Source organism: Cryobacterium sp. Y11 (assembly GCF_002929535.1).
Taxonomy (GTDB): Bacteria; Actinomycetota; Actinomycetes; order Actinomycetales; family Microbacteriaceae; genus Cryobacterium.
In genome coordinates, this window is sequence record NZ_PJJO01000060.1 from 175,341 (window position 1) to 194,661 (window position 19,321).

General features: G+C 62.8%; 20 protein-coding genes and 1 riboswitch. Of the genes, 5 read left to right on the plus strand and 15 right to left on the minus strand.

Features of this window, described 5'->3' with window-relative positions; all coding sequences use genetic code 11:
• Window positions 1-553: 553 nt before the first annotated feature.
• Window positions 554-2,056 (minus strand): IMP dehydrogenase, encoded by a 1,503-nt coding sequence (gene guaB / locus CXY75_RS15625; RefSeq protein WP_104083731.1) that lies wholly within the window; start codon window positions 2,054-2,056, stop codon window positions 554-556.
• A gap of 258 nt (window positions 2,057-2,314) precedes the next feature.
• Between guaB and CXY75_RS15630 the strand changes: the two genes are divergently transcribed.
• The 4 genes from CXY75_RS15630 to CXY75_RS15645 are packed head-to-tail and all read left to right on the plus strand — an operon-like array spanning window position 2,315 to window position 6,309.
• The gene (locus tag CXY75_RS15630) at window positions 2,315-3,619 is read left to right on the plus strand and encodes a branched-chain amino acid ABC transporter permease (protein ID WP_233201954.1); all 1,305 of its coding nucleotides are present in this window, start codon (window positions 2,315-2,317) and stop codon (window positions 3,617-3,619) included.
• Window positions 3,620-3,628: 9 nt separating this feature from the next.
• Window positions 3,629-4,609, plus strand: coding sequence for a branched-chain amino acid ABC transporter permease (locus CXY75_RS15635; RefSeq protein ID WP_104083732.1), 981 nt, complete (start codon window positions 3,629-3,631; stop codon window positions 4,607-4,609).
• A 55-nt stretch (window positions 4,610-4,664) separates the two neighbouring features.
• Window positions 4,665-5,555, plus strand: coding sequence for an ABC transporter ATP-binding protein (locus tag CXY75_RS15640; RefSeq protein WP_233201982.1), 891 nt, complete (start codon window positions 4,665-4,667; stop codon window positions 5,553-5,555).
• Window positions 5,542-6,309, plus strand: a complete 768-nt coding sequence (locus CXY75_RS15645; protein WP_104083734.1) for an ABC transporter ATP-binding protein — start codon at window positions 5,542-5,544, stop codon at window positions 6,307-6,309. The genes CXY75_RS15640 and CXY75_RS15645 overlap by 14 nt, the downstream gene beginning before the upstream one ends.
• 60 nt (window positions 6,310-6,369) lie before the next feature.
• Here the strand turns inward: CXY75_RS15645 and CXY75_RS15650 are convergent, their stop codons facing one another.
• The 4 genes from CXY75_RS15650 to groES all read right to left on the minus strand — a co-directional run bounded on the left by CXY75_RS15650 (window position 6,370) and on the right by groES (window position 9,966).
• Window positions 6,370-7,674, minus strand: coding sequence for an ABC transporter substrate-binding protein (locus CXY75_RS15650; protein WP_104083735.1), 1,305 nt, complete (start codon window positions 7,672-7,674; stop codon window positions 6,370-6,372).
• A 127-nt stretch (window positions 7,675-7,801) separates the two neighbouring features.
• The gene (locus tag CXY75_RS15655) at window positions 7,802-8,527 is read right to left on the minus strand and encodes a hypothetical protein (RefSeq protein ID WP_104083736.1); all 726 of its coding nucleotides are present in this window, start codon (window positions 8,525-8,527) and stop codon (window positions 7,802-7,804) included.
• Window positions 8,528-8,606: 79 nt separating this feature from the next.
• Window positions 8,607-9,566, minus strand: a complete 960-nt coding sequence (gene rarD / locus CXY75_RS15660) for an EamA family transporter RarD (RefSeq protein ID WP_104083737.1) — start codon at window positions 9,564-9,566, stop codon at window positions 8,607-8,609.
• A 103-nt stretch (window positions 9,567-9,669) separates the two neighbouring features.
• Entirely contained in the window at window positions 9,670-9,966 is a 297-nt protein-coding gene (gene groES, locus CXY75_RS15665; RefSeq protein ID WP_092339382.1) for a co-chaperone GroES, read from the minus strand.
• Window positions 9,967-10,089: 123 nt separating this feature from the next.
• Here groES and CXY75_RS15670 point away from each other — a divergent pair, with 123 nt between their 5' ends.
• Entirely contained in the window at window positions 10,090-11,295 is a 1,206-nt protein-coding gene (locus tag CXY75_RS15670; RefSeq protein ID WP_104083738.1) for a class I SAM-dependent methyltransferase, read from the plus strand.
• An 8-nt stretch (window positions 11,296-11,303) separates the two neighbouring features.
• Here the strand turns inward: CXY75_RS15670 and CXY75_RS15675 are convergent, their stop codons facing one another.
• From CXY75_RS15675 to thiM, 10 genes are all read right to left on the minus strand, one after another.
• Window positions 11,304-11,705: a hypothetical protein gene (locus CXY75_RS15675; RefSeq protein WP_104083739.1), complete on the minus strand. Its 402-nt coding sequence runs from the start codon at window positions 11,703-11,705 to the stop codon at window positions 11,304-11,306.
• A 33-nt stretch (window positions 11,706-11,738) separates the two neighbouring features.
• A complete protein-coding gene (locus CXY75_RS15680) occupies window positions 11,739-12,227 on the minus strand; it encodes a DUF4190 domain-containing protein (protein WP_104083740.1) in 489 nt (162 codons plus the stop codon).
• Window positions 12,228-12,310: 83 nt separating this feature from the next.
• A complete protein-coding gene (gene tsaD / locus CXY75_RS15685; RefSeq protein ID WP_104083741.1) occupies window positions 12,311-13,375 on the minus strand; it encodes a tRNA (adenosine(37)-N6)-threonylcarbamoyltransferase complex transferase subunit TsaD in 1,065 nt (354 codons plus the stop codon).
• The gene (rimI, locus tag CXY75_RS15690; RefSeq protein WP_233201955.1) at window positions 13,372-13,890 is read right to left on the minus strand and encodes a ribosomal protein S18-alanine N-acetyltransferase; all 519 of its coding nucleotides are present in this window, start codon (window positions 13,888-13,890) and stop codon (window positions 13,372-13,374) included. The genes tsaD and rimI overlap by 4 nt, the downstream gene beginning before the upstream one ends.
• Window positions 13,887-14,522: a tRNA (adenosine(37)-N6)-threonylcarbamoyltransferase complex dimerization subunit type 1 TsaB gene (gene tsaB, locus CXY75_RS15695; RefSeq protein WP_104083923.1), complete on the minus strand. Its 636-nt coding sequence runs from the start codon at window positions 14,520-14,522 to the stop codon at window positions 13,887-13,889. Before tsaB ends, rimI begins: the two co-directional genes overlap by 4 nt.
• A 215-nt stretch (window positions 14,523-14,737) precedes the next feature.
• Window positions 14,738-15,532 carry an ABC transporter ATP-binding protein gene (locus tag CXY75_RS15700; RefSeq protein WP_104083742.1) on the minus strand — a complete coding sequence of 265 codons (795 nt, stop codon included), beginning with the start codon at window positions 15,530-15,532 and terminating at the stop codon, window positions 14,738-14,740.
• Window positions 15,525-16,319: an ABC transporter permease gene (locus CXY75_RS15705; RefSeq protein WP_233201956.1), complete on the minus strand. Its 795-nt coding sequence runs from the start codon at window positions 16,317-16,319 to the stop codon at window positions 15,525-15,527. Before CXY75_RS15705 ends, CXY75_RS15700 begins: the two co-directional genes overlap by 8 nt.
• Before the next feature lie 7 nt (window positions 16,320-16,326).
• Window positions 16,327-17,349 (minus strand): ABC transporter substrate-binding protein, encoded by a 1,023-nt coding sequence (locus tag CXY75_RS15710; RefSeq protein ID WP_146069499.1) that lies wholly within the window; start codon window positions 17,347-17,349, stop codon window positions 16,327-16,329.
• A 77-nt stretch (window positions 17,350-17,426) separates the two neighbouring features.
• Window positions 17,427-17,536, minus strand: a riboswitch (TPP riboswitch).
• A gap of 141 nt (window positions 17,537-17,677) precedes the next feature.
• Window positions 17,678-18,364 carry a thiamine phosphate synthase gene (gene thiE, locus CXY75_RS15715; RefSeq protein WP_199182480.1) on the minus strand — a complete coding sequence of 229 codons (687 nt, stop codon included), beginning with the start codon at window positions 18,362-18,364 and terminating at the stop codon, window positions 17,678-17,680.
• Window positions 18,361-19,161, minus strand: a complete 801-nt coding sequence (gene thiM, locus CXY75_RS15720) for a hydroxyethylthiazole kinase (protein ID WP_104083746.1) — start codon at window positions 19,159-19,161, stop codon at window positions 18,361-18,363. The genes thiE and thiM overlap by 4 nt, the downstream gene beginning before the upstream one ends.
• Window positions 19,162-19,321 lie beyond the last annotated feature (160 nt).

The following is a 19,321-nucleotide window of genomic DNA, read 5'->3' on the forward strand; positions in this document are numbered from 1 at the left end:
CGCGGCAGGCTCGACCAGCGGGGCTCGCCGATCGAGGCGCGAGCTTGCGAACGATCGAGATCACGCAGCTGGCGGGTCGATCGCTCGTTTCCTCGCGCTTCGACCAGCGGGAAGGAGGGGGCTTCGCAGACAGCCAACGTTGGTCGAAGGCGGTCTCGGCCAGCTCCCCAGAGCAAAGAGCACTCTGTGCGGAAAGAAGAGTCGAAAATTTTTGGATTAGCTCGACCAGCGCACATGGACGGGGTCGCAGACACTGTCACGTTGGGCGATGGCCCGGTATAGCGCAAAGCGGCTTCATACGCCGGCGGGAAGGCTCGGTTCGAAGCGGGATGGCGCGTCGGCTGCCACCACTACGTGCTGCGCGGGAGGTACGCCGCTGCGCGGGAGGCCCAACTCCCGCGCACTGGCGCAGCTTCCGCGCGACGAGTTACGCGGGAGTTCCGGTCATGCCGCAGCTCCCGCGCAACGGCGCAGGCCCCGCGTACTGGCGCAAACCCCGCGCCAGCGGTGCGGGCCCCGCCCCCAAGGAACGCGAGCGCCAGACCGAGCAGCCCTACCGGCGGTAGTTCGGGGCCTCGACCACAATCTGCACGTCGTGCGGGTGCGACTCTTTGAGGCCGGCGGGTGTGATGCGCACGAACTTGCCCTTTTGCTTGAGCTCCGGGATGGTGCGCGCTCCAACGTAGAACATCGACTGGCGCAGGCCACCGACGAGCTGGTACGAGACCGCCGACAACGGTCCACGAAAGGGGACCTGACCCTCGATGCCCTCGGGAATAAGCTTGTCATCACTCGGAACGTCGTTCTGAAAATAGCGGTCCTTGGAGTACGAGGTCTTCGTGCCGCGGGTCTGCAGCGCGCCGAGCGAGCCCATGCCGCGATAGGTCTTGAACTGCTTGCCGTTGACGAACACGAGTTCGCCGGGGCTTTCGGTGCAGCCAGCCAGCAATGAGCCGAGCATGACGGTGTCCGCGCCGGCCACGAGTGCCTTGGCGATGTCGCCCGAGTACTGCAGGCCGCCGTCGGCGATCACCGGAATACCGGTTTCGCGCGCGGCCAGTGAGGCCTGATAGACGGCAGTGATCTGGGGCACACCGACTCCGGCGACAATGCGCGTCGTGCAAATGGAGCCGGGGCCGACCCCGACCTTGATCGCATCCGCTCCCGCGTCGATGAGCGCCTGCGCGCCGGAGCGGGTTGCCACGTTGCCGCCAATGACGTCGACGCCGGCGAACGCCGGGTCGGTCTTCAGCCGACGGATGATGTCGAGCACGCCGGCGCTGTCGCCGTTGGCGGTGTCGACCACGAGTACGTCAACGTTGGCTTCGAGCAGTGCTGTTGCACGCTGCCAGGCATCGCCGAAGAAGCCGATGGCCGCTCCGACCCGCAAGCGGCCGGCGTCATCCTTCGTAGCGAGCGGAAATTCCTCGCTCTTGTCGAAGTCCTTGACGGTGATCAGCCCGGTGAGCTTGCCAGCAGCATCGATGAGAGGAAGCTTTTCAATCTTGTGCTTGGCGAAGATCGCGAGGGCATCCCCCGGCGCCATACCCTTCTTGCCGGTGATGAGACCGGTGCGGGTCATCACGTCGCGCACCCTGGTGGTGTGCTTGTCGGTCGCCGAGACGAAGCGCATGTCGCGGTTGGTGATGATTCCCACCAAAATGCCGTCGCTGTCGATAACAGGCAGCCCGCTAACGCGGAACTGGCCACAAATAGCGTCGACCTCGGCCACGGTCGCATCGGGAGAAGTCGTTACCGGATTGGTAATCATCCCGGATTCGCTTCGCTTGACCAGGTCGACCTGCTCGGCCTGATCGCCAATAGAAAGGTTGCGGTGCAGTACACCGAGGCCCCCCTCGCGGGCCATGGCAATGGCCATCCGCGTTTCCGTCACCGTATCCATGGCGCTGGACAACAGCGGCGTGGCTACGGAAATCCGCCTGGTCAGGCGGGAGGACGTGTCTGCCTCGCTGGGAATGACGTCGGTATGCCCCGGCAGGAGCAGAACGTCGTCGTAGGTGAGCCCGGTGAATCCGAACGGATCTGGCTGATCCATGAAACCCCTTACCTGTAACTGAAAAACTGAAAATTGTCCGAAAAATTGCATTACCACCCCACGGGACGTGAATGAATAGACCGGTTCTTCAATGTTAAGCGTGTTTGGGCTCATCACATTCCGCCAACTCTTGTCGACACGGTGCGGAGATTTGAAAGTTATGGGACATAATCGGCAAATACTCTCAACAACGTCGTTGGCAGTCGTTACCCGGCGCCCGCTCGGTTACCCATCGGTCGGCACCAACATGGAGGTCTTGTGCAGCCCACAGACACTGCTCAGAGATACATCCCCAGACTGCTCGCCATCCTGTTTGTGACGCTGCTAGCAGCCTTGTCTATGGCCACCTTCTCGGCGGGCAATGCGCACGCCGACGAGGTCGGTACCGAGTACGATTTCACGATCGCCGGCAATGTGCAGTTCGACGGGGAGCCCCAGGGCGATGTCGCGATCGCCGTGGCCGGCAATGGCTACGAGGCCGACACGGTAACGGATGCCGATGGACGGTGGGCGATCGGGGTTCCCGAAAAGGGCAGCTACGAGGTCACCCTCGACGAAGAGTCCTTGCCGGAAGGTGTCGTCGTGGCCGAGGGCGCCAACGTCATCGACGCGGAGTTCGGGCTGACCGACCGAAAGTCGGTCAACTTTTTTCTCGGTGAAGGCACCCGCAATACGGTGAGTTTCTTCGACCAGTTTTTGAACCGCTTCGTTAACGGCCTGAACTTCGGTCTGCTACTCGCCCTCGCTGCGATTGGGTTGTCGCTCATCTTCGGCACGACCGGGCTGAGCAACTTCGCCCACGCCGAGATGATCACTTTCGGTGCGCTGATGACCCTGGTCTTCTCCGTGCAGCTGGGCTTGCCCATCTGGCTCGCCATCGTGATCGCAATCGCGCTCAGCGGCGCGCTCGGCTGGGGCCTCGATGCGGTGATCTGGAAACCGCTGCGCCGCCGCGGGGTCGCGCTCATTCCGCTAATGATCGTCAGCATCGGACTCTCGCTGGCGCTTCGTTATTTGTATCAGTATTTTTTCGGCGGCAGCACGAGCCAGCTACCCGGGGCCGGGCAAACCGACCTCAAATTCGGCCCGATCTCACTGTCACCGATCGACCTGGTCAGCATGGGTATCAGCGTGATCGTGCTGCTCGGGGTGGCTTACTTTCTGCTGCGCACCCGCATCGGCAAGGCCACCAGAGCCGTCTCCGACAATCCCAGCCTCGCTTCGGCCAGCGGCATCGACGTCGACAACGTCATCCGCATCGTCTGGGTCACGGGAGCCGCGCTGGCCGGACTCAGCGGAGTTTTGTGGGCGTATTTTCGCCCGGGGGTCAGCTGGGATATGGGCTTCCAAATGTTGCTTCTGGTCTTTGCCGCAGTCACCCTCGGCGGCCTCGGCACCGCGTTTGGCGCCCTGATCGGCTCAATCATCGTCGGTCTCTTCGTAGAGCTGTCGACGCTGTGGCTTCCGTCCGACATGAAATACGTCGGCGCGCTCGTGGTCTTGATCCTGGTGCTGCTGCTACGGCCGCAAGGCATCATGGGTCGCAAAGAAAGAATTGGTTAGGGGTTCACGATGGACTGGGGAGCAATCTTCAACAACGCAGCCGTCGAGCTGATCAGCCCGACCACCGCGGCATACGCACTCGCCGCGCTCGGTCTCGCCGTGCACTTCGGCTACACCGGTCTGCTGAACTTCGGCCAGGCCGGCTTCATGGCCCTTGGAGCCTATGGCTACGCGATCTCGATTTTGACCTTTGGGTTTCCCGTCTGGGGCGCGTTTCTCGTCGGTATCGGGGCATCCATTGTTTTCGCGTTGATTTTGGGTATTCCAACGCTGCGACTGCGCGCTGACTATCTGGCAATCGTCACGATCGCGGCCGCCGAAATTGTGCGGCTGTTATTCACGACGAACACCTTCGCCTCCGTCACCGGATCGGCCAACGGTCTGAGCGGGTATAAGACCGAGTTCGCAGCTCTTAATCCCCTCGCTGAAGGCAGCTACGGTTTCGGACCGTTCGAGAATAACGCCTACGACACCTGGCTGCGCATCGTGGCCTGGTCAATCGTTATTCTGGCGGCACTATTCGTGTGGCAGGTCATGCGTAGCCCGTGGGGCCGTGTTATCAAGGGCATCCGAGAAGACGAAGACGCCGTGCGCGCACTCGGCAAGAACGTCTACGCCTACAAGATGCAGTCACTTATTCTGGGCGGGGTGTTCGGCACCATCGCCGGCATGATCTTCGCGCTGCCGCGGGCGGTGGTGCCCTCGAACTACCAGACGACGCTGACCTTCTTCATCTACGCCATTTTGTTGCTCGGCGGCGCCGCGACGGTGCTCGGCCCGATCATCGGTTCGATGATCTTTTGGGTGCTGTTGTCGTTCTTCTCCGGCTTCATCTCCCGAGCCGTTGAGGCGGGCTGGCTGCCATTCATGACAACCATTCAGGGCGGCCAGCTGCGTTTCATTCTGGTGGGCGTGGCAATCATGCTGATAGTCATTTTCAGACCGCAAGGTGTGTTCGGCAACAAAAAGGAGTTGGCTTTTGTCCGCTAACGCTGGTCTCGATCCGGCCGCTCCCCCCGAGCCGCCCGTTCCTACCCAGAAGCCAATCAAAACGACCGGCCTGCACGTCGGCGAGGCCGAACCGGGCTGCCGCAAGGTCGACCCGATTCTCGTCGTCGACAAGGTACGCCGCACCTTCGGCGGTCTCACCGCCGTCGACGTCGACCACGTCGAGGTTCCGCGCGGCGCAATCACGGCGCTGATCGGCCCGAACGGTGCCGGCAAGACGACCCTGTTCAACCTGCTCACCGGCTTCGACAAGCCCGACGACGGCACCTGGACGTTCAATGGTCGTTCCCTCGCCGGGATGCCCGCCTACCGGGTCGCCCGCATGGGCCAGATTCGTACCTTTCAGCTCACCAAGGCCCTCGGACTACTGACCGTCATGGACAACATGCTGCTCGGCGCCAAGGGCCAGACCGGCGAGAACATGTTCCGCGCCTTGCTGCCCTTTCTCTGGCGCCACCAGGAGGAGGAGAACCGGGCAAAGGCGCTCGACCTGCTCACCCGGTTTAAGCTCGACTCCAAGAAAGACGATTACGCGGCGAGTCTCTCCGGCGGGCAGCGGAAGCTGCTCGAAATGGCTCGGGCACTCATGAGCGACCCAACTCTGGTGATGCTCGACGAGCCAATGGCCGGGGTCAATCCAGCCCTCACGCAGTCGCTGCTGGATCACATTCTCAACCTCAAGTCGCAGGGCATGACGGTGCTGTTCGTGGAACACGACATGCACATGGTGCGCCACATCGCCGACTGGGTGATCGTAATGGCCGAGGGCAAGGTGGTTGCCGAGGGTGACCCGCACGAGGTCATGAAGAACCCGGCCGTGATCGACGCTTACCTCGGACAACACCACGACGAAGACATCGGCGAAGACTCAGATGCCGAGACCGAGCACGTTTTTGCGATTAAGGAGTTGCTCGATGGCGAACGCTAACCCGTTGGCAGTGCCGGCACCGACCGAGACCCGCGAAGCGGTCGTCGAGGTCAAAAACGTCACGGCCGGCTACGTCACCGGCGTGAACATTCTCAACTCCTGCTCACTCACCGCCTACGACGGCGAGCTGATCGGCATCATCGGCCCGAACGGTGCCGGCAAGTCGACGTTGCTCAAGTCGATCTTCGGCCAGGTGAAGGTTCGTGACGGCGAGATTCTGCTGCGCGGCAACAACATCACCAACCTCAAGGCGAACAAGCTGGTCGCCCAGGGCGTGGGGTTTGTGCCGCAAAACAACAATGTGTTTCCCACGCTGACCATTCGTGAAAACCTCGAGATGGGCATTTTTCAAAAGCCCAAGGGCCTCGTGGAACGCCTTGAGTTCGTCACCGAGATCTTTCCAGAACTGCGCAAACGGATGTCCCAGCGCGCGGGATCGCTCTCGGGCGGTGAACGGCAGATGGTCGCCATGAGCCGCGCGCTCATGATGGGGCCGCACGTGTTGCTGCTCGACGAACCGAGCGCCGGCCTCTCCCCCGTGCGCCAGGACGAAGCTTTTCTGCGGGTGAAGGAGATCAACAAGGCCGGCGTGACGACAATCATGGTCGAGCAGAACGCCCGCCGCTGCCTGCAGATCTGCGACCGCGGTTACGTGCTCGATCAGGGCCGCGACGCCTACACCGGCACCGGACGTGAGCTTCTGAACGACCCCAAGGTGATCGGTCTCTACCTGGGCACCCTCGGGCAAGACTAATCGGGGATGACGAGAAGACGGGCCCCGGCCAAAGCCGGGGCCCGTCAACGTGCCGGGTGACTAGTTGGTGCGAGAGTACGTGTTGTCTTCGGCGTACTCGTAGATACCGATGGTGGCCTCGGTCGGGTCACCATTCTCATCGAAGGTGATCGGACCGGAGAAACCGTCGTAGTCGACCTGCTCACCGTTGGCGAGAGCTTCGGCTGCGGCCCCGAAATCTTCGACCTTGGTTCCATCTCCGGAACCGCCAGAGACCTGCTGCATGTAGCTGGCGATCGACTCGCCCGATACATCGTTGCCCGCATAGGCGGCCAGGGCGATCAACATGACGGCGTCGTAGGCTTCCGCCGCATACAGGTAGTCCTTGAGCGTCGGATCGATTTCGAGCAGTCGCGACTGGAACTCGCCGAGGGTAGCGAGGTCGAGGCCGGGGGCCGTTCCCTGTGATCCGGCGATCAGACCCGCTGCGAAGTCGGCGCTGTAGTCCTTGAGGCTGCCGTCAACGAAGTACAGCTTGTCACCGGGGAAGCCGCCGGCGATCAGCGCGGGAACGATCGACTTCGACTGGTCGAAGGTAACGATCACAATCGCCTCGGGGTCTTCGGCGGTCACATCGGAAATCTGCGAGGTGAAGTTGCTCTCACCCGTGTTGAAGAGCGAGGTGGCCACGACTTCACCTCCGGTGCCCTCAAAGGTCGACGTGATGACGTCGGCGAGGCCCGTTCCATAGGCATCGTTGACCACGATCAGTCCCAGGGTGCTCACGCCGTCTTCGGCGATCTTGGTTCCAAGCTCTTCGCCCTGCAACAGGTCGGACGGCGAGGTGCGAAAGTACAGGCCGCCATCGTTGTAGGTCGAGAAGTCGAGCCCGGTATTGGAGGGCGAAACTTGAACGATACCGGCGCCGGTGATCGTGTCGATGACGATTCTGCTCACAGCGGATGCCGCCGCTCCCACGATCGCCGTGACGTCCTGGCCGATGAGGTCGGTCACGGAACCGGTCGCGACATCGGCCGTGGTGTCGCCCTCGTCACGATTGATCGCTTCAACGGTGATTCCAAGACCCAGCTCGTTGATGTCTTGTACGGCCAGCGCAACGCCGGCGACCTGGGGCGGGCCGAGAAAGGCGAGCACGCCACTCTGCGGTGCCAACGCGCCAATCTTGAGGGTGAGATCGCGCTCGCCGGCAACGACCTCGTTCACGTTGGAACCCGCAACGGCGGTCTGGGTGTCGGTGGGTGTCGTGGTGGTGGCAGCGTCGTTGCTGCAGCCAGCGAGTAGAAGTGCGCTCACTCCGACCAGTGCGACACCGGTGACGAGGGCACGTACTGAGCGGAAGGACGAGTCCTTCGCGAATGCGCTCATGTTGCTCCTTCTTGATTGAAGAGGGGTAGATCTAGCCAGCCGATTGACTGGCGTTGTGTCAGAGTAGGCATTCTCTGGCACCGGAACTACCCACTTCGAGGCTCAACCGATTTAAGCGACCAAATCGTTACGAACGGTCACCGGTGACACCCTGATAATCGATGACCTGTTTTTCGCTAATTGCGAGCAGGCATTCGCCCCACGACATGCACACGGCGCTTCCCGCGATTACCTGTACTGAGCCGGCTTCGAGCGATGGACCGCCATCGTCTCCGGTGATCACGGCGGCCAGCGCGGCGGTGATGACACCGTCGTAGGCTTCAGCGCCGCCGCTGGTAGACGTCAGGGTCGGGTCGGCGGTCTTCAGTCGGGCAGTGAGCGTCTCGTCGGCGGCGAGCGGGGTGCCACCATTGGCGAAGTCACCGAGAGCGACGAGGGCTGCGCTGCCAACAGAGCTTTCAGCATCCGTTGGCAGCGCCGTCGTCGCGTCCCACAGCACCAGGTCAACGCCGCGCGCGATCAAATCGGCATAGGCCGCGGCGAGATCGCCGGCCGAGTTGCGGTGCACGAGTGCTATCGGCCGGGTCGGTGTGACCGGCTCGGTCAGCGCGACCGGTTCGGCGAGAATGTCACGCAGTGCCAGCTCGGTGCCGGCCACCTGCGCCGCGCCGCTGACCGCATTGTCGCCGGTCATGGGAAAGAGAGTGCCAATAATGAGCGTTCCGTCACCGGTCGGCGCGATGGTCTCCAGCGCAGTCGGTGTGGTGCGGGGCGTGGCCGGCGGAGTGCTCGTGCATCCGCTGAGGGCCAGAGCCAGCATCAGTACGGCGGCGGTGAGCGGCTTGCGGGGCATGGGAATCCTTTGGGACTGAGCTGGCGCTGGTGAGAGGTAACGGTTCAACGTATCGGCTGGCCGGGCCTGTTTCAGATAACTAGGCCGGAGTGTTCGTGGCGGACTCAGGGCTGCCACGCCGGGGCCCCCGACCGGAAACGATCATGTCGACCGTCAAAATTATCAGCGCAACCCAGACCAGGGCGAAGCCGACCCAGCGTTCCACCGGCATCATTTCGTTGAGAATAAACACGCCAAGAAGAAACTGTATGACGGGCGTCACGAACTGGATGAGTCCAAGCAGCGAGAGTGGCAACCGCCAGGCAGCGGCTGCGAACAGCAGCAACGGAACCGCGGTAATGACGCCGGCCGCGAGCAAGCCAACGGTGTGCCAGGGAGAAACGGTGCCAAAGGTGAGTCCGGATATTCCCGAGACAACGACGAGCTGGATGACAGCGACGGGCGCCAGCCAGGCTGTTTCGAGGGTGAGGCCGGTAACGGCGTCGACACTCGAGCCGACGCGTTTTTTGATCAGCCCATAAAACCCGAATGAGAACGCGAGAATGAGCGAGATCCAGGGGATCGAGCCGTAACCGACTGCGAGCACGATCACGGCGAGAAAACTAACGCCGACGGCCACCCATTGCCGGCGGCGTAGCCGTTCGTGCAGCACGAAAACGCCCAGCAACACGGTGACGATCGGGTTGATGAAGTAACCGAGGGCCGCCTCTACGACGTGTCCGGTCGTTGCCGCGATCACGTAGGTTTGCCAGTTGATGAAGATGAATACCCCGGCCAGGCCCATGGTCCAGACCAGACGCGGCTGCCGCAGAGCCCGACCGAGCACGGACCAGGTGCGCGTGAACGTGATGATCAGGGCACAAAAAACGAGGGAGAACAGCACCCGCCAGGCCACGATCTCAAAGGCACCAGATGGGGAGAGAAGGAGAAAGTACAGGGGCAGCACGCCCCAGAAACCGTAGGCGAGGCCACCGTAGATAAGGCCGGTGCGGTGCGTGGAGCGAGCGGCCGTTTCAGCTGATGCGGCAGCATCCGTCATAGTGTTTTCTCCTACGGAACACAAAAATGCACAAACAAAAACTCCCGAATGGCGATGCCATCCGGGAGTTTCAGTCTAAAACCTAGGTAGTGATGAAACCTACTTAGCGAACGACCACAGCGAGCACGTCGCGAGCGGAGAGAACCAGAAGGTCATCGCCACCGAACTTGACCTCGGTTCCGCCGTACTTGGAGTAGATGACCTTGTCGCCGACCGCGATGTCGAGGGGAATGCGGTTGCCGTTGTCGTCAATACGGCCGGGGCCGACTGCAACAACTTCGCCCTCTTGGGGCTTTTCCTTCGCGGTGTCAGGAATGACCAGACCCGATGCGGTGGTCTGCTCGGCATCGACCTGCTTGATGACAATGCGATCTTCGAGCGGCTTGATGGAGACCGACACGGTTGACCTCTTTCTAAGACTTGGATTAGCAGACTCACAGCGAGAGTGCCAAGTGAAGTTTAGGGGGCTTCTGGCACTCACGCAACGTGAGTGCCAGATCGGGACGTTTGATACCGTTGCAAAATGGATCGAACCGAGCTTGTCGAGCTGCTCTCCCCCGCTAGTTTGCGGCTGCTGGACTCCCTGCCGCCCTACGACGCGAACGGTGACGTAGTGAAGCTCGTGAGCGCGTTACGCCAGAAAGGACACGCTCCCGGGCTGGTCTCGGCGGTGCTGAGCCAGTCCCGGCTGCGCGCGAAGGCTGCCGGAAAGTTCGGCGAATTCGCCGAGCGGATGCTGTTTACGGACGCCGGTCTCGAGCAGGCCACGCGACTGCGGGTCGCCGCGCTGCACGCCGGGCGGTTCGCCGGGCTCGCTGCGACGCTCGGCCGACCTCCGCGGGTCGCCGACCTTGGCTGCGGCATCGGCGGCGACGCGATAGCTCTGGCCGCGATGGACCTGGCGGTCGTCGCCGTTGACACCGACGAGGTCACGGCAACCGTGGCGAGTTTCAACCTCGCTCCCTTTCCCAACGCCTCGGCGGTGCAAGCCGATGCCGAGACGTTTGATCTGTCCGATTTTGACGCGGTCTGGCTCGACCCGGCCCGCCGCACGAGCGGGCACAGCAACACGACGCGGTTAACCCGTTCCGAGGATTACTCCCCGTCGCTCGACTTTGCCTACCTGCTCGCCGCGCGGCTGCCGCTCGGAATGAAGCTCGGTCCAGGCCATGATCGCGACCAGATTCCGGTCGACGCCGAAGCCCAGTGGGTGTCGGTTGACGGACAGCTGGTGGAGATGGGACTGTGGTTTGGCGCCCTCGCGCGGGTAGACATCCGTCGTTCTGCCCTGCTGCTGACCAAGGACGGTGTGCACGAACTCACCGCCAGCGCTGATAGCGAAGACGTTCCGGTGGGTCCCCTCGGGAATTACATTTATGAACCCGACGGCGCGGTGATTCGGGCGCGTCTGATCGGTGATCTGGCCCGGTCGATGGATGCACGCATGCTTAGCGATGGCATCGCCTATCTGACCAATGATGTGCTGGCGCCGACGCCGTTCGCGAGTGCGTTTCGGGTGCTCGAAACGTTGCCGTTCGATGAGAAGAAGCTGCGGCTGGCGTTGCTGGAGCGGCGCATCGGCACGCTGGAGATCAAGAAACGCGGCGTCGACATCGATCCGGCGACGCTGCGCACCCGGCTCAAGCTCAAGGGGCCTGAAGTCGCGACGCTCATTGTGACCCGAGTGGCCGGGCACCGCGTTGCGCTGCTCGTGGAACGCGTGCGGTAGCTGAACGATTAGAGCAGGGGCAGCAGCACCTGGCTGATGTAGACGAACCAGCCGGCCGCGAGCAGGACGCCGATGAGGCCGCTGGCGAGCCCGCTGGCCCACAGAGTGCGCGCTCGATTCTCGGTAATTCGTGCGATCAGAGCGAGAACGATCGCGATCAAGGCAACCGGCAGCCCGAACACGCCGAGGACGCCAAGGGCCAATCCGAGCAGGCCGCACACCACCGAAGCAATCGAGAGGCGGCGGCGGCCGGTGATGCGCTCTACCTCGGCCTCTGTGTAGGCGTACGGCACGAACTCCGTCGGCGCCGTCACCGTCGATGCCCAGTCCAGTTGGCTACCGGGGGGCGCAGGGGTACGCGTGTAGTCCAGGTTCGGCTGCGCCGCTGAATCGGGGTGGGGTGTACTCATTGCTGTTTTCTCGCCGGAAACCCTGTGCGGTTACTAGTTGTTGAGCTCGTTGTACATGTCGTTGTAGGCCCCGGCGCCGGCTGAGGCGCCGCTGATGAGCGCGGCGATGATAATGACGACGACAATAACGCCGATAATGAAGCCGACATAGCCCAGAATCAGGCCCGCGAGAGCGAGACCGTGGCCTTTTTCGCCGGACTTCTTGATCTGGCTCAGGGCGATGTGCCCGGTGATGATGGCGGCAAGCGAAATGAAGAACGCGCTCACCAGCGAGATTATCGCCATGACGTTGAATCTGTCTTGCGGGTTCTGCTGGCCATAGGAGTTCTGGCCGTACGCGGGCGGCTGGCCATAGGCTGCTGCCTGGCCGAAAGGCGCTGCCGGAGCACCCGGTGCCGAGTAGCTCGGGTAGTCCGAAGCCGGCGCCGGCACGCTGGAGTCGGCCGGAGTCGAACTGGTCGGGTCGCTTCTCGTTGGGTCGCTTCTCGTCGGGTCGACGGGGGGCTGGGTGGGATCAGACATCTGCGGTCTCCTTTATCAAGAACGTTCGGTGGTCGCCTTGCCAGATTATCGCGTTACCCAACGCGAGGCGACTGTCGCGTCGCTCAAACCTGAATCTGGCCGACCGGTAGCGTGGAGTCCGCGCCGAATTCGAGCGTCGAGGGCTCATGGCCGGCCATGATCAGCTGCGCACCGAGGGCGGCGATCATGGCGCCGTTGTCGGTGCAGAGCGAGAGGGGCGGGATGCGGAGGACGATGCCGGCGGCATCCGTTCTCTCAGTAGCTACGGCCCGCAGCCGGGCGTTAGCGATCACTCCGCCGCCGAGAAGCAGGCGTGGCACGCCAAAGTCGCCGCAGGCGACGATGGCCTTGGTGAGCAGAATGTCGACCACTGCCTCGCGAAAACTGGCAGCAACGTCGGCGACCGGTACGAGTTCACCAGCATCCTGCCTTTGTTCAACAAAGCGGGCGACCGAGGTCTTGAGTCCAGAAAAGGAGAAGTCGTAGCGGTGCGCTGCCATATCTTTGGGCTGGCTCAGTCCGCGCGGAAAACGGATGGCCTTCGGGTTGCCGTCGATGGCCACTCGGTCGATCTGCGGTCCGCCGGGGTAGGGCAATGAGAGCAGCCGGGCGACCTTGTCGAAGGCTTCGCCGGCGGCGTCGTCGATGGTTTCGCCGAGCAGCTCAACGTCGCTGACCAGGTCGCGCACGAGCAGCAGCGAGGTGTGCCCGCCGGAGACGAGCAGGGCGATCGTGGGGTACTCGAGTGGCGCGGTGGTGCTCGGTTCGGCTTGCAACAGGTCGGCGCCGACGTGACCGACGAGGTGGTTGACCGCGTAGATCGGCTTATCGAGGGCCACGGCGAGCGCCTTGGCGGCACCAACACCGACCATGAGGGCGCCGGAAAGCCCCGGCCCGCAGGTGACGGCAATGGCATCGAGATCTTGCAAGCAGATGCCGGCCTCGGTGACGGCCGCGTTGATGGCCGGCACGAGCTCGTCGAGGTGGGCGCGGGCCGCGATCTCGGGCACGACTCCGCCGTAGCGGGCGTGCTCGTCCATCGAGCTGGCGATGGTATTGGAGAGCAGGGTCGTTCCACGCACAATCCCGATGCCGGTTTCATCGCAGGAGGTCTCGATGCCGAGCACGAGCGGTGCTGATCTATTCATGAAAGCACCGTCGCTGTCGAGGTGGTGAGCATAGATTCCAATTCGGGAATATTCAGGCGCATGACAATTGCGTCGATATTATCGGGCTGGTAATAGCCTCGACGCACGCCGACCGGGGTAAATCCGAGCCGGTCGTAGACACGCTGAGCTCCGGGGTTGTCTGCGCGCACCTCGAGGAAGACCAACCGGGCACCACGCTTGCGCGCTTCGCTGATAAGCGCCTGCATGAGGCTGCGGCCCAGGCCGTGACCGCGCGCCGAATCGGCAACGGCGATGGTTTGAATGTCGCCCTCGCGAGCTCCCCGCGGGGCGAGGAGGCCGGCGTAGGCCACGACGTTGGTCGGGTCGTCGGGCGGGAAGGCGACGAGGTAATAGCAGGCAGCGTCGCCGAGGTCGCGGGCCATCATGGCCTCTGACCAGGCGTCGTTCTCAAAGATGCTGGTTTCGAGGTGCATGATGGCCTCGAGGTCGGCTTCGCGGGCGCGGCGCAGTTGCCAGGTCATCGGCGCGGTCATCGGCTCACCCGCTTGGGACCATTCGAGAGCGTGACGTCGGGTGAGCGCAGGTAGAGCGGCTCATTGGCGGCGAACGGGCGTCGATGCGCGTAGCTGAGTTCGGCGACCAGGCCGAGTTCCCCGGCCGAGACCGTAGCGGCGTCGATGCGCGGCCAGAGCGCGTGCAGCCAGGCAGGGTCGTCGAGTTCGGCCGGTTTGGCGAGGCCCGGCGAGCCGACGCGCACGGGCAGGCCGATGGCATCCGCTTCGCTGTACGCACTCCAGTAGATTTCGCGGCGGCGGGCATCGGTGACGACAACGAGCGGACCGGTGTGGCCGCGGCGGTAGTGGCCCCAGGCGATGGCGTCGTGGCTGATCACGGGTACGAGCGGTTTGCCAGCACCAAGGGCGAAGACGCGGGCAGAGGCGATGCCGACGCGGAGTCCCGTGAATGGCCCTGGGCCCATGCCGCCGACCACTCCGGAGAGAGCTGCCGGGTCAACATTTGCTTCGCGCAGGCACTCCAGAATGAACGGGCCGACGATTTCGGCGTGCCGCATGGTGTCAGCTTCGCCGCGTTCGGCGATGACCCCGCGGTCAAGGTCGACCACGGCCACGCTCGTGCCGGCGGAGGTATCAATGGCAAGTAGCACCACGTCAGCCTAGCGGGATTTCGCAAGTTAGCAGTGGCAGGACTATTAAATGTGCAGGTCAACGTGTGTTTTCGAGTGTGTTTTCGTGTGACCTCAGTTGTCTTTCACGGAGTTGACGCTGAGCCCCGCGCTGACATAGTCGACCAGCCCGGTTGGCGATGAGTTACCTTGCGTGGGTACCTGGGGCTGGAACGCCCCACGGTCGGCGCTGCGGCTTAGGGTTTTCTGGACGAGAGGGTTTCCTCGTGCAGGGTCGCCAGGAGCGTGCGTTCGTATTCGGCGAACTCTGCCGAGGTAGTCATCGACAGCCCGCGCGGCCGGGGCAGGTCGATGGTCAGGTTCAGCCGAACGGATGCCGGTCGCGGGCTGAGAACGACCACCCGATCGGCGAGGTAGATCGCCTCCCGGATATCGTGGGTGATCAGCACCGCAGTCCAGGCGTTCTGGGACCACACCCCCTGCAGCCAGGACTGCATGTCAGTGCGGGTGAGGGAGTCCAGGGCCCCAAACGGTTCGTCCAGCAACAGGACATCCCTGCCCTGCACCACGGTGCGCAGCAAAGCCGCCCGCTGACGCATACCCCCGGAAAGTTCGAAAGGATATGCATCTTCAAAACCAGACAGGCCGAAGGCCGCAAAGAGACTAGCCGCCCGTGCCCTGGCGGCCTTCTTGGTCTCTCCGGCGACCTCGAGGCCGAGGGATGTGTTCTCCAGAATGCTCCGCCAGGGGAACAACAAATCCTTCTGCGGCATGTATGCACAGTGTTCATGTTGACCGGTGATCACATCCCCGTCGACCAGGAGTTCGCCGGAACTGGCGCCCTCCAGGCCGGCCATGATGTTGAACATGGTGCTCTTGCCGCATCCGCTCGGGCCGATCACCGCAACGAATTCGCCCGGCTGCGCCGAGAAGGTGATGTCGTCGAGAACCGGCCGCACCTGCCCGCGGCTAAGCGCAAACGACTTACGGATTGCGCGCAGTTCGATCTTCGGAGTAGTCATCTCAGCCATGCCTGCTCCTGCGTTCCTTCGAATGCCACGGGATGATCGCCCGTTCGGCGACATAGGTCAACAGAAACAGGCACACGCTGACGAACGCGGTCACCGCAACGGCAGCCAACACCAGATCGGTGCGAAACGAGTTTTTCATCATTGCCATATAAATGCCGAGTCCTCGCTCGGCACCGACATACTCGGCAAAAATGGCACCGGTGACGGCGTAGGCGATTCCGATGCGAAGAGCGGTGAAGAACGAGGGAAGCGCCGACGGAAGACGCACGTACACGAACTGCTTCCACCGGTTGGCCCCCATGCTGCGCAGCAGATTGATCGCGTCCCGATCGGTGCGGTTGAAACCGTCAATGAGTCCGACCGTGACCGGAAAGAAGGTCACCAGGGCGATGACGATGACTTTGGGCAGCATTCCGAACCCGAACCAGATAACCATCAACGGCGCGATCGCAATAATAGGTATGGCTTGGGACGCCACCAGCAGTGGTACCAGTGCTCGTCGCAGCCCTAGCGAAAAATCGATCAGGATCGCCAGCGTCCAAGCGACGGTCAGGCTAACGGCGAAGCCGAGAAACGTTTCTTGCAGGGTGGGGAGCGTATTCTCCCAGATCGTGGCGCGGGCCTGCCAGCCCTGCTGAAGAATGCGTTGCGGGGAGGGCAAGATCGCCGGCTGCACTCCGCCTGCCGTTACCGCCACTTGCCAGGTGATCACGAGCGCAGTCAGGATCGCGGCCGGAGGCGCGAGCGCCGCACGTACCGTTGTGCGGGGCGCTAAAGCCCGCTTCACGGTGATGCTACTTTTCACTGAGGTACTGCTCGGTGAACAATGTCGATGTGTCCATCGATGCTGTGAGCGGTTTGCCGTCTTCGTCGGCCAAGAGGCCGGCACGGTAGAGGAAATCAGCCAGCTGCTGCCAGGTATCTGCCGTCTGGGTGCCCACTTTTCCGTTGGCATCTTTGAGGTAGGAAGCGCTCAGTTTTTTCTGGCTTTGGTACACGAGTTCCGTGTTTTCGAAGACGCCGGGATTGGCATCGATCAAAATCTTTGCCGCGGCATCTGGATGGTCGGCGGCGTACTGGTATCCCTGTTGCAGGGCCTGAACGAACTGAGCAGTGGCGGCAGGGTGCTTGGCCGTCCAGTCCCGGTTTGCCTCGACGATCACCGAGTATTGGTCCGGTACGCCATAGTCCTGCAAAGCGAAGAACTTCATCGGGGTGCCGCGAAGAGCCGCGTCAATACCCTCCCAGGTGGTGAATGCCGAGGTGAAGTCAACTTTGCCGGCATAGAGGGCCTCATAGGCGGAGGTTCCCAACGTGATTTTCTCGAACTCGCCCGTTCCGCCATCGTTCTTGATAACGTCCGAAGCCTCGGTAGGAAAAATTTCGTTGGGATCGGCCATGCCGAGGGTCTTGCCGTCGAGGTCCCGGGGGCTGCGAATGTCGTCGCGGTTGGCCAGGACCCCGATCGCCGTAGCGTCGTGCTGCAGCACCGACATCACCGAGATGTTACGCACACCCGCTGCCGCCGCGAAGGTGGCTGCGTGCTGGAAGCTGATACCGAAGTCAGCTGAACCGGCGTTGATGAGTGCGTCGGGGGATGACTGGCTGTAGGGAAGCACCCTCACCTCAAGCCCCGCCTGCGTGAAGTAGCCCTTCTCCAGAGCGACATACAGCCCAGTGTGATTGGTATTCGGTGTCCAGTCCAAGGCGAAGGCCACCGGAGTCAACGCAGTAGACGAGTCGGTGCCGGTCGCCGAGCCTGAGGCGCAGCCACTTAGAACTGTCGCCGCGACAAGAGCCAGCGCGCCCGCCGTCACCCAGCGCGAGGCCGCTCTGGTGAATAAAGATAGTTGCACTGTCGTGCCCTCCTTGATCGCAAAACATCAGGGCACGGGTTGTGAGAAAATTGCCTCCCTGCGCTGGCATGATCCAGATCAGGTTCGACGGTCGAAGATTGATAATCTTCCTCTCAGCCCGGCTCACCGGACTCCCGTGTTCAAGACGAGCATAACCGAGTACCGGCCAATCCTGGACGACCAACGTGTTAGCGCACACTCGATACGCGCATTAGCGATCGAACGTCGAGCCCAGGTGGATGCCGCCCCACCGTTGGATCGGTGCCAGCGATGCTCGGAACACGGGGTCCTAGGCGCCCCAGGACGGTACGGGTTGTCGGTTCCACTCCGCCACAAAACCCTCGGCGACACGTTTCGGGTCTGCGGCAGCACAGATCGCGGACACCACGGCAACACCCGCCGCGTGCACCCGGCGTAGTTCGCCCACGTCGTCCAGAATGACTCCACCAATGGCCACGCACGGCAGGCCCGCCGCCGCGGCGGCCCCGGCAAAACCATCCGTGCCGATCGATACCGGATGGTTCACTTTCGTGGCCGTCGCCCGGATCACACCAACGCCCAGGTAATCGACCGTTCTATCCGGCAGGAGCGCCACCTGACGAAAGTGATCGGCGGCATTGGCGGTCAATCCGATGATCGCATCGTCGCCGACGATCGCCCGCACAGCCGTAACCGGCAGGTCACTTTGACCGACGTGAACACCGTCCACGCGGGCCCCCGCCACACGGGCGGCCAGATACACGTCGATCCGGTCGTTGACGAGAATCGCAGCCCGGTCACCGACAGCCTCGGCTATGCGCAGCACGAGCTGATAAAAGTCAGCGGCAGACGCATCTTTCTCCCGGATCTGCACCGTGCGGATGCCACCGGCCACCGCCGCCCGCACCGTCTCGACCACCCCGCGGCTGCCACACAATGCCGTGTCGGTGACCAGATACACCCCCGGAGTGAAAGTCTCCCTACCGAACTCGGTCACGAAATCGCGATCGTCGCGCGAATCGCAGCCGCGTCAACACTCGCCAGTGCGTCAAGGAACGCGACGGCGAAACTGCCCGGACCGCCCACGCCCACCGCCGCCCGTTCCGCCGCGATCGTATACACGGCCGTCGCCGCGGCAGTTGCCACAAGACGATCGTCACCGACTGCGAGGAACGCCGCGGTCACAGCGCCCAGCGCGCACCCTCCACCGGTGACTTGGGTGAGGTAACGGTGGCCGTTACTCAGGCGGATAACATCGGTTCCGTCGGTGATCAAATCGGTGACCCCGGAGATCGCGACGATGCAGCCGTACCGGTCAGCGAGCTGGCCGGCGGCATCCAGTGCCTGCTCCGCGGTATCAACCGAGTCCACCCCCCGGCCGCCGTGGCCGAGGCCGGTCAGGGCGATCACTTCAGAGGCGTTGCCGCGGATAGCAGTGGGCGCATAGGCCAGCAAATCGGCGGCCAACCGGGTACGCACCGAAAGGACGCCGACGGCCACCGGGTCGAGTACCCACGGCGTGCCCACCTCGTGCGCCGCCCGGGCCGCCTCACGCATGCCCGCACGCTGCTCCGCATGCGGAGTACCCAGGTTCACCAGCGTGGCCGACGCGATACGAGCGAACTGCTCAGCCTCGATGGGGATGTCGGTCATCGCCGGCGCAGCCCCAATCGCCAGCAACGCGTTCGCGGTGAAGTTCGTCACCACCGCATTAGTCAGACACTGCACCAACGGTGTTCTCTCACGCAGCCGCGCCAGCAGCAGGCAGACATCGTCCGCCACAAAGCGCCTCATTTAACGTCCTCGCTTAGTTTTTATCAACTCGGTGTGCGAGGAGAGTTTGCGAACGACAGCAGAAAGTCGCCGTTCTTCCGCAAGCGCATCCGACCGCAAGACAGCTTAGCGGGACTTTTTCTAGTTTGCCGGGTCTGAACTTCTAAAAATGCTGGTCAAA

Excerpts from the sequence above, each read along its gene's own strand:
- guaB (WP_104083731.1), bottom strand. The coding sequence starts at position 2,056 with ATGGATCAGCCAGATCCGTTCGGATTCACCGGGCTCACCTACGACGAC.
- CXY75_RS15650 (WP_104083735.1), bottom strand. The coding sequence starts at position 7,674 with ATGAGCGCATTCGCGAAGGACTCGTCCTTCCGCTCAGTACGTGCCCTC.
- CXY75_RS15635 (WP_104083732.1), top strand. The coding sequence starts at position 3,629 with ATGGACTGGGGAGCAATCTTCAACAACGCAGCCGTCGAGCTGATCAGC.
- tsaD (WP_104083741.1), bottom strand. The coding sequence starts at position 13,375 with ATGAATAGATCAGCACCGCTCGTGCTCGGCATCGAGACCTCCTGCGAT.
- thiM (WP_104083746.1), bottom strand. The coding sequence starts at position 19,161 with ATGAGGCGCTTTGTGGCGGACGATGTCTGCCTGCTGCTGGCGCGGCTG.
- rarD (WP_104083737.1), bottom strand. The coding sequence starts at position 9,566 with ATGACGGATGCTGCCGCATCAGCTGAAACGGCCGCTCGCTCCACGCAC.
- CXY75_RS15680 (WP_104083740.1), bottom strand. The coding sequence starts at position 12,227 with ATGTCTGATCCCACCCAGCCCCCCGTCGACCCGACGAGAAGCGACCCA.
- rimI (WP_233201955.1), bottom strand. The coding sequence starts at position 13,890 with ATGACCGCGCCGATGACCTGGCAACTGCGCCGCGCCCGCGAAGCCGAC.
- CXY75_RS15655 (WP_104083736.1), bottom strand. The coding sequence starts at position 8,527 with ATGCCCCGCAAGCCGCTCACCGCCGCCGTACTGATGCTGGCTCTGGCC.
- CXY75_RS15700 (WP_104083742.1), bottom strand. The coding sequence starts at position 15,532 with ATGGCTGAGATGACTACTCCGAAGATCGAACTGCGCGCAATCCGTAAG.
- CXY75_RS15675 (WP_104083739.1), bottom strand. The coding sequence starts at position 11,705 with ATGAGTACACCCCACCCCGATTCAGCGGCGCAGCCGAACCTGGACTAC.
- CXY75_RS15645 (WP_104083734.1), top strand. The coding sequence starts at position 5,542 with ATGGCGAACGCTAACCCGTTGGCAGTGCCGGCACCGACCGAGACCCGC.
- CXY75_RS15670 (WP_104083738.1), top strand. The coding sequence starts at position 10,090 with ATGGATCGAACCGAGCTTGTCGAGCTGCTCTCCCCCGCTAGTTTGCGG.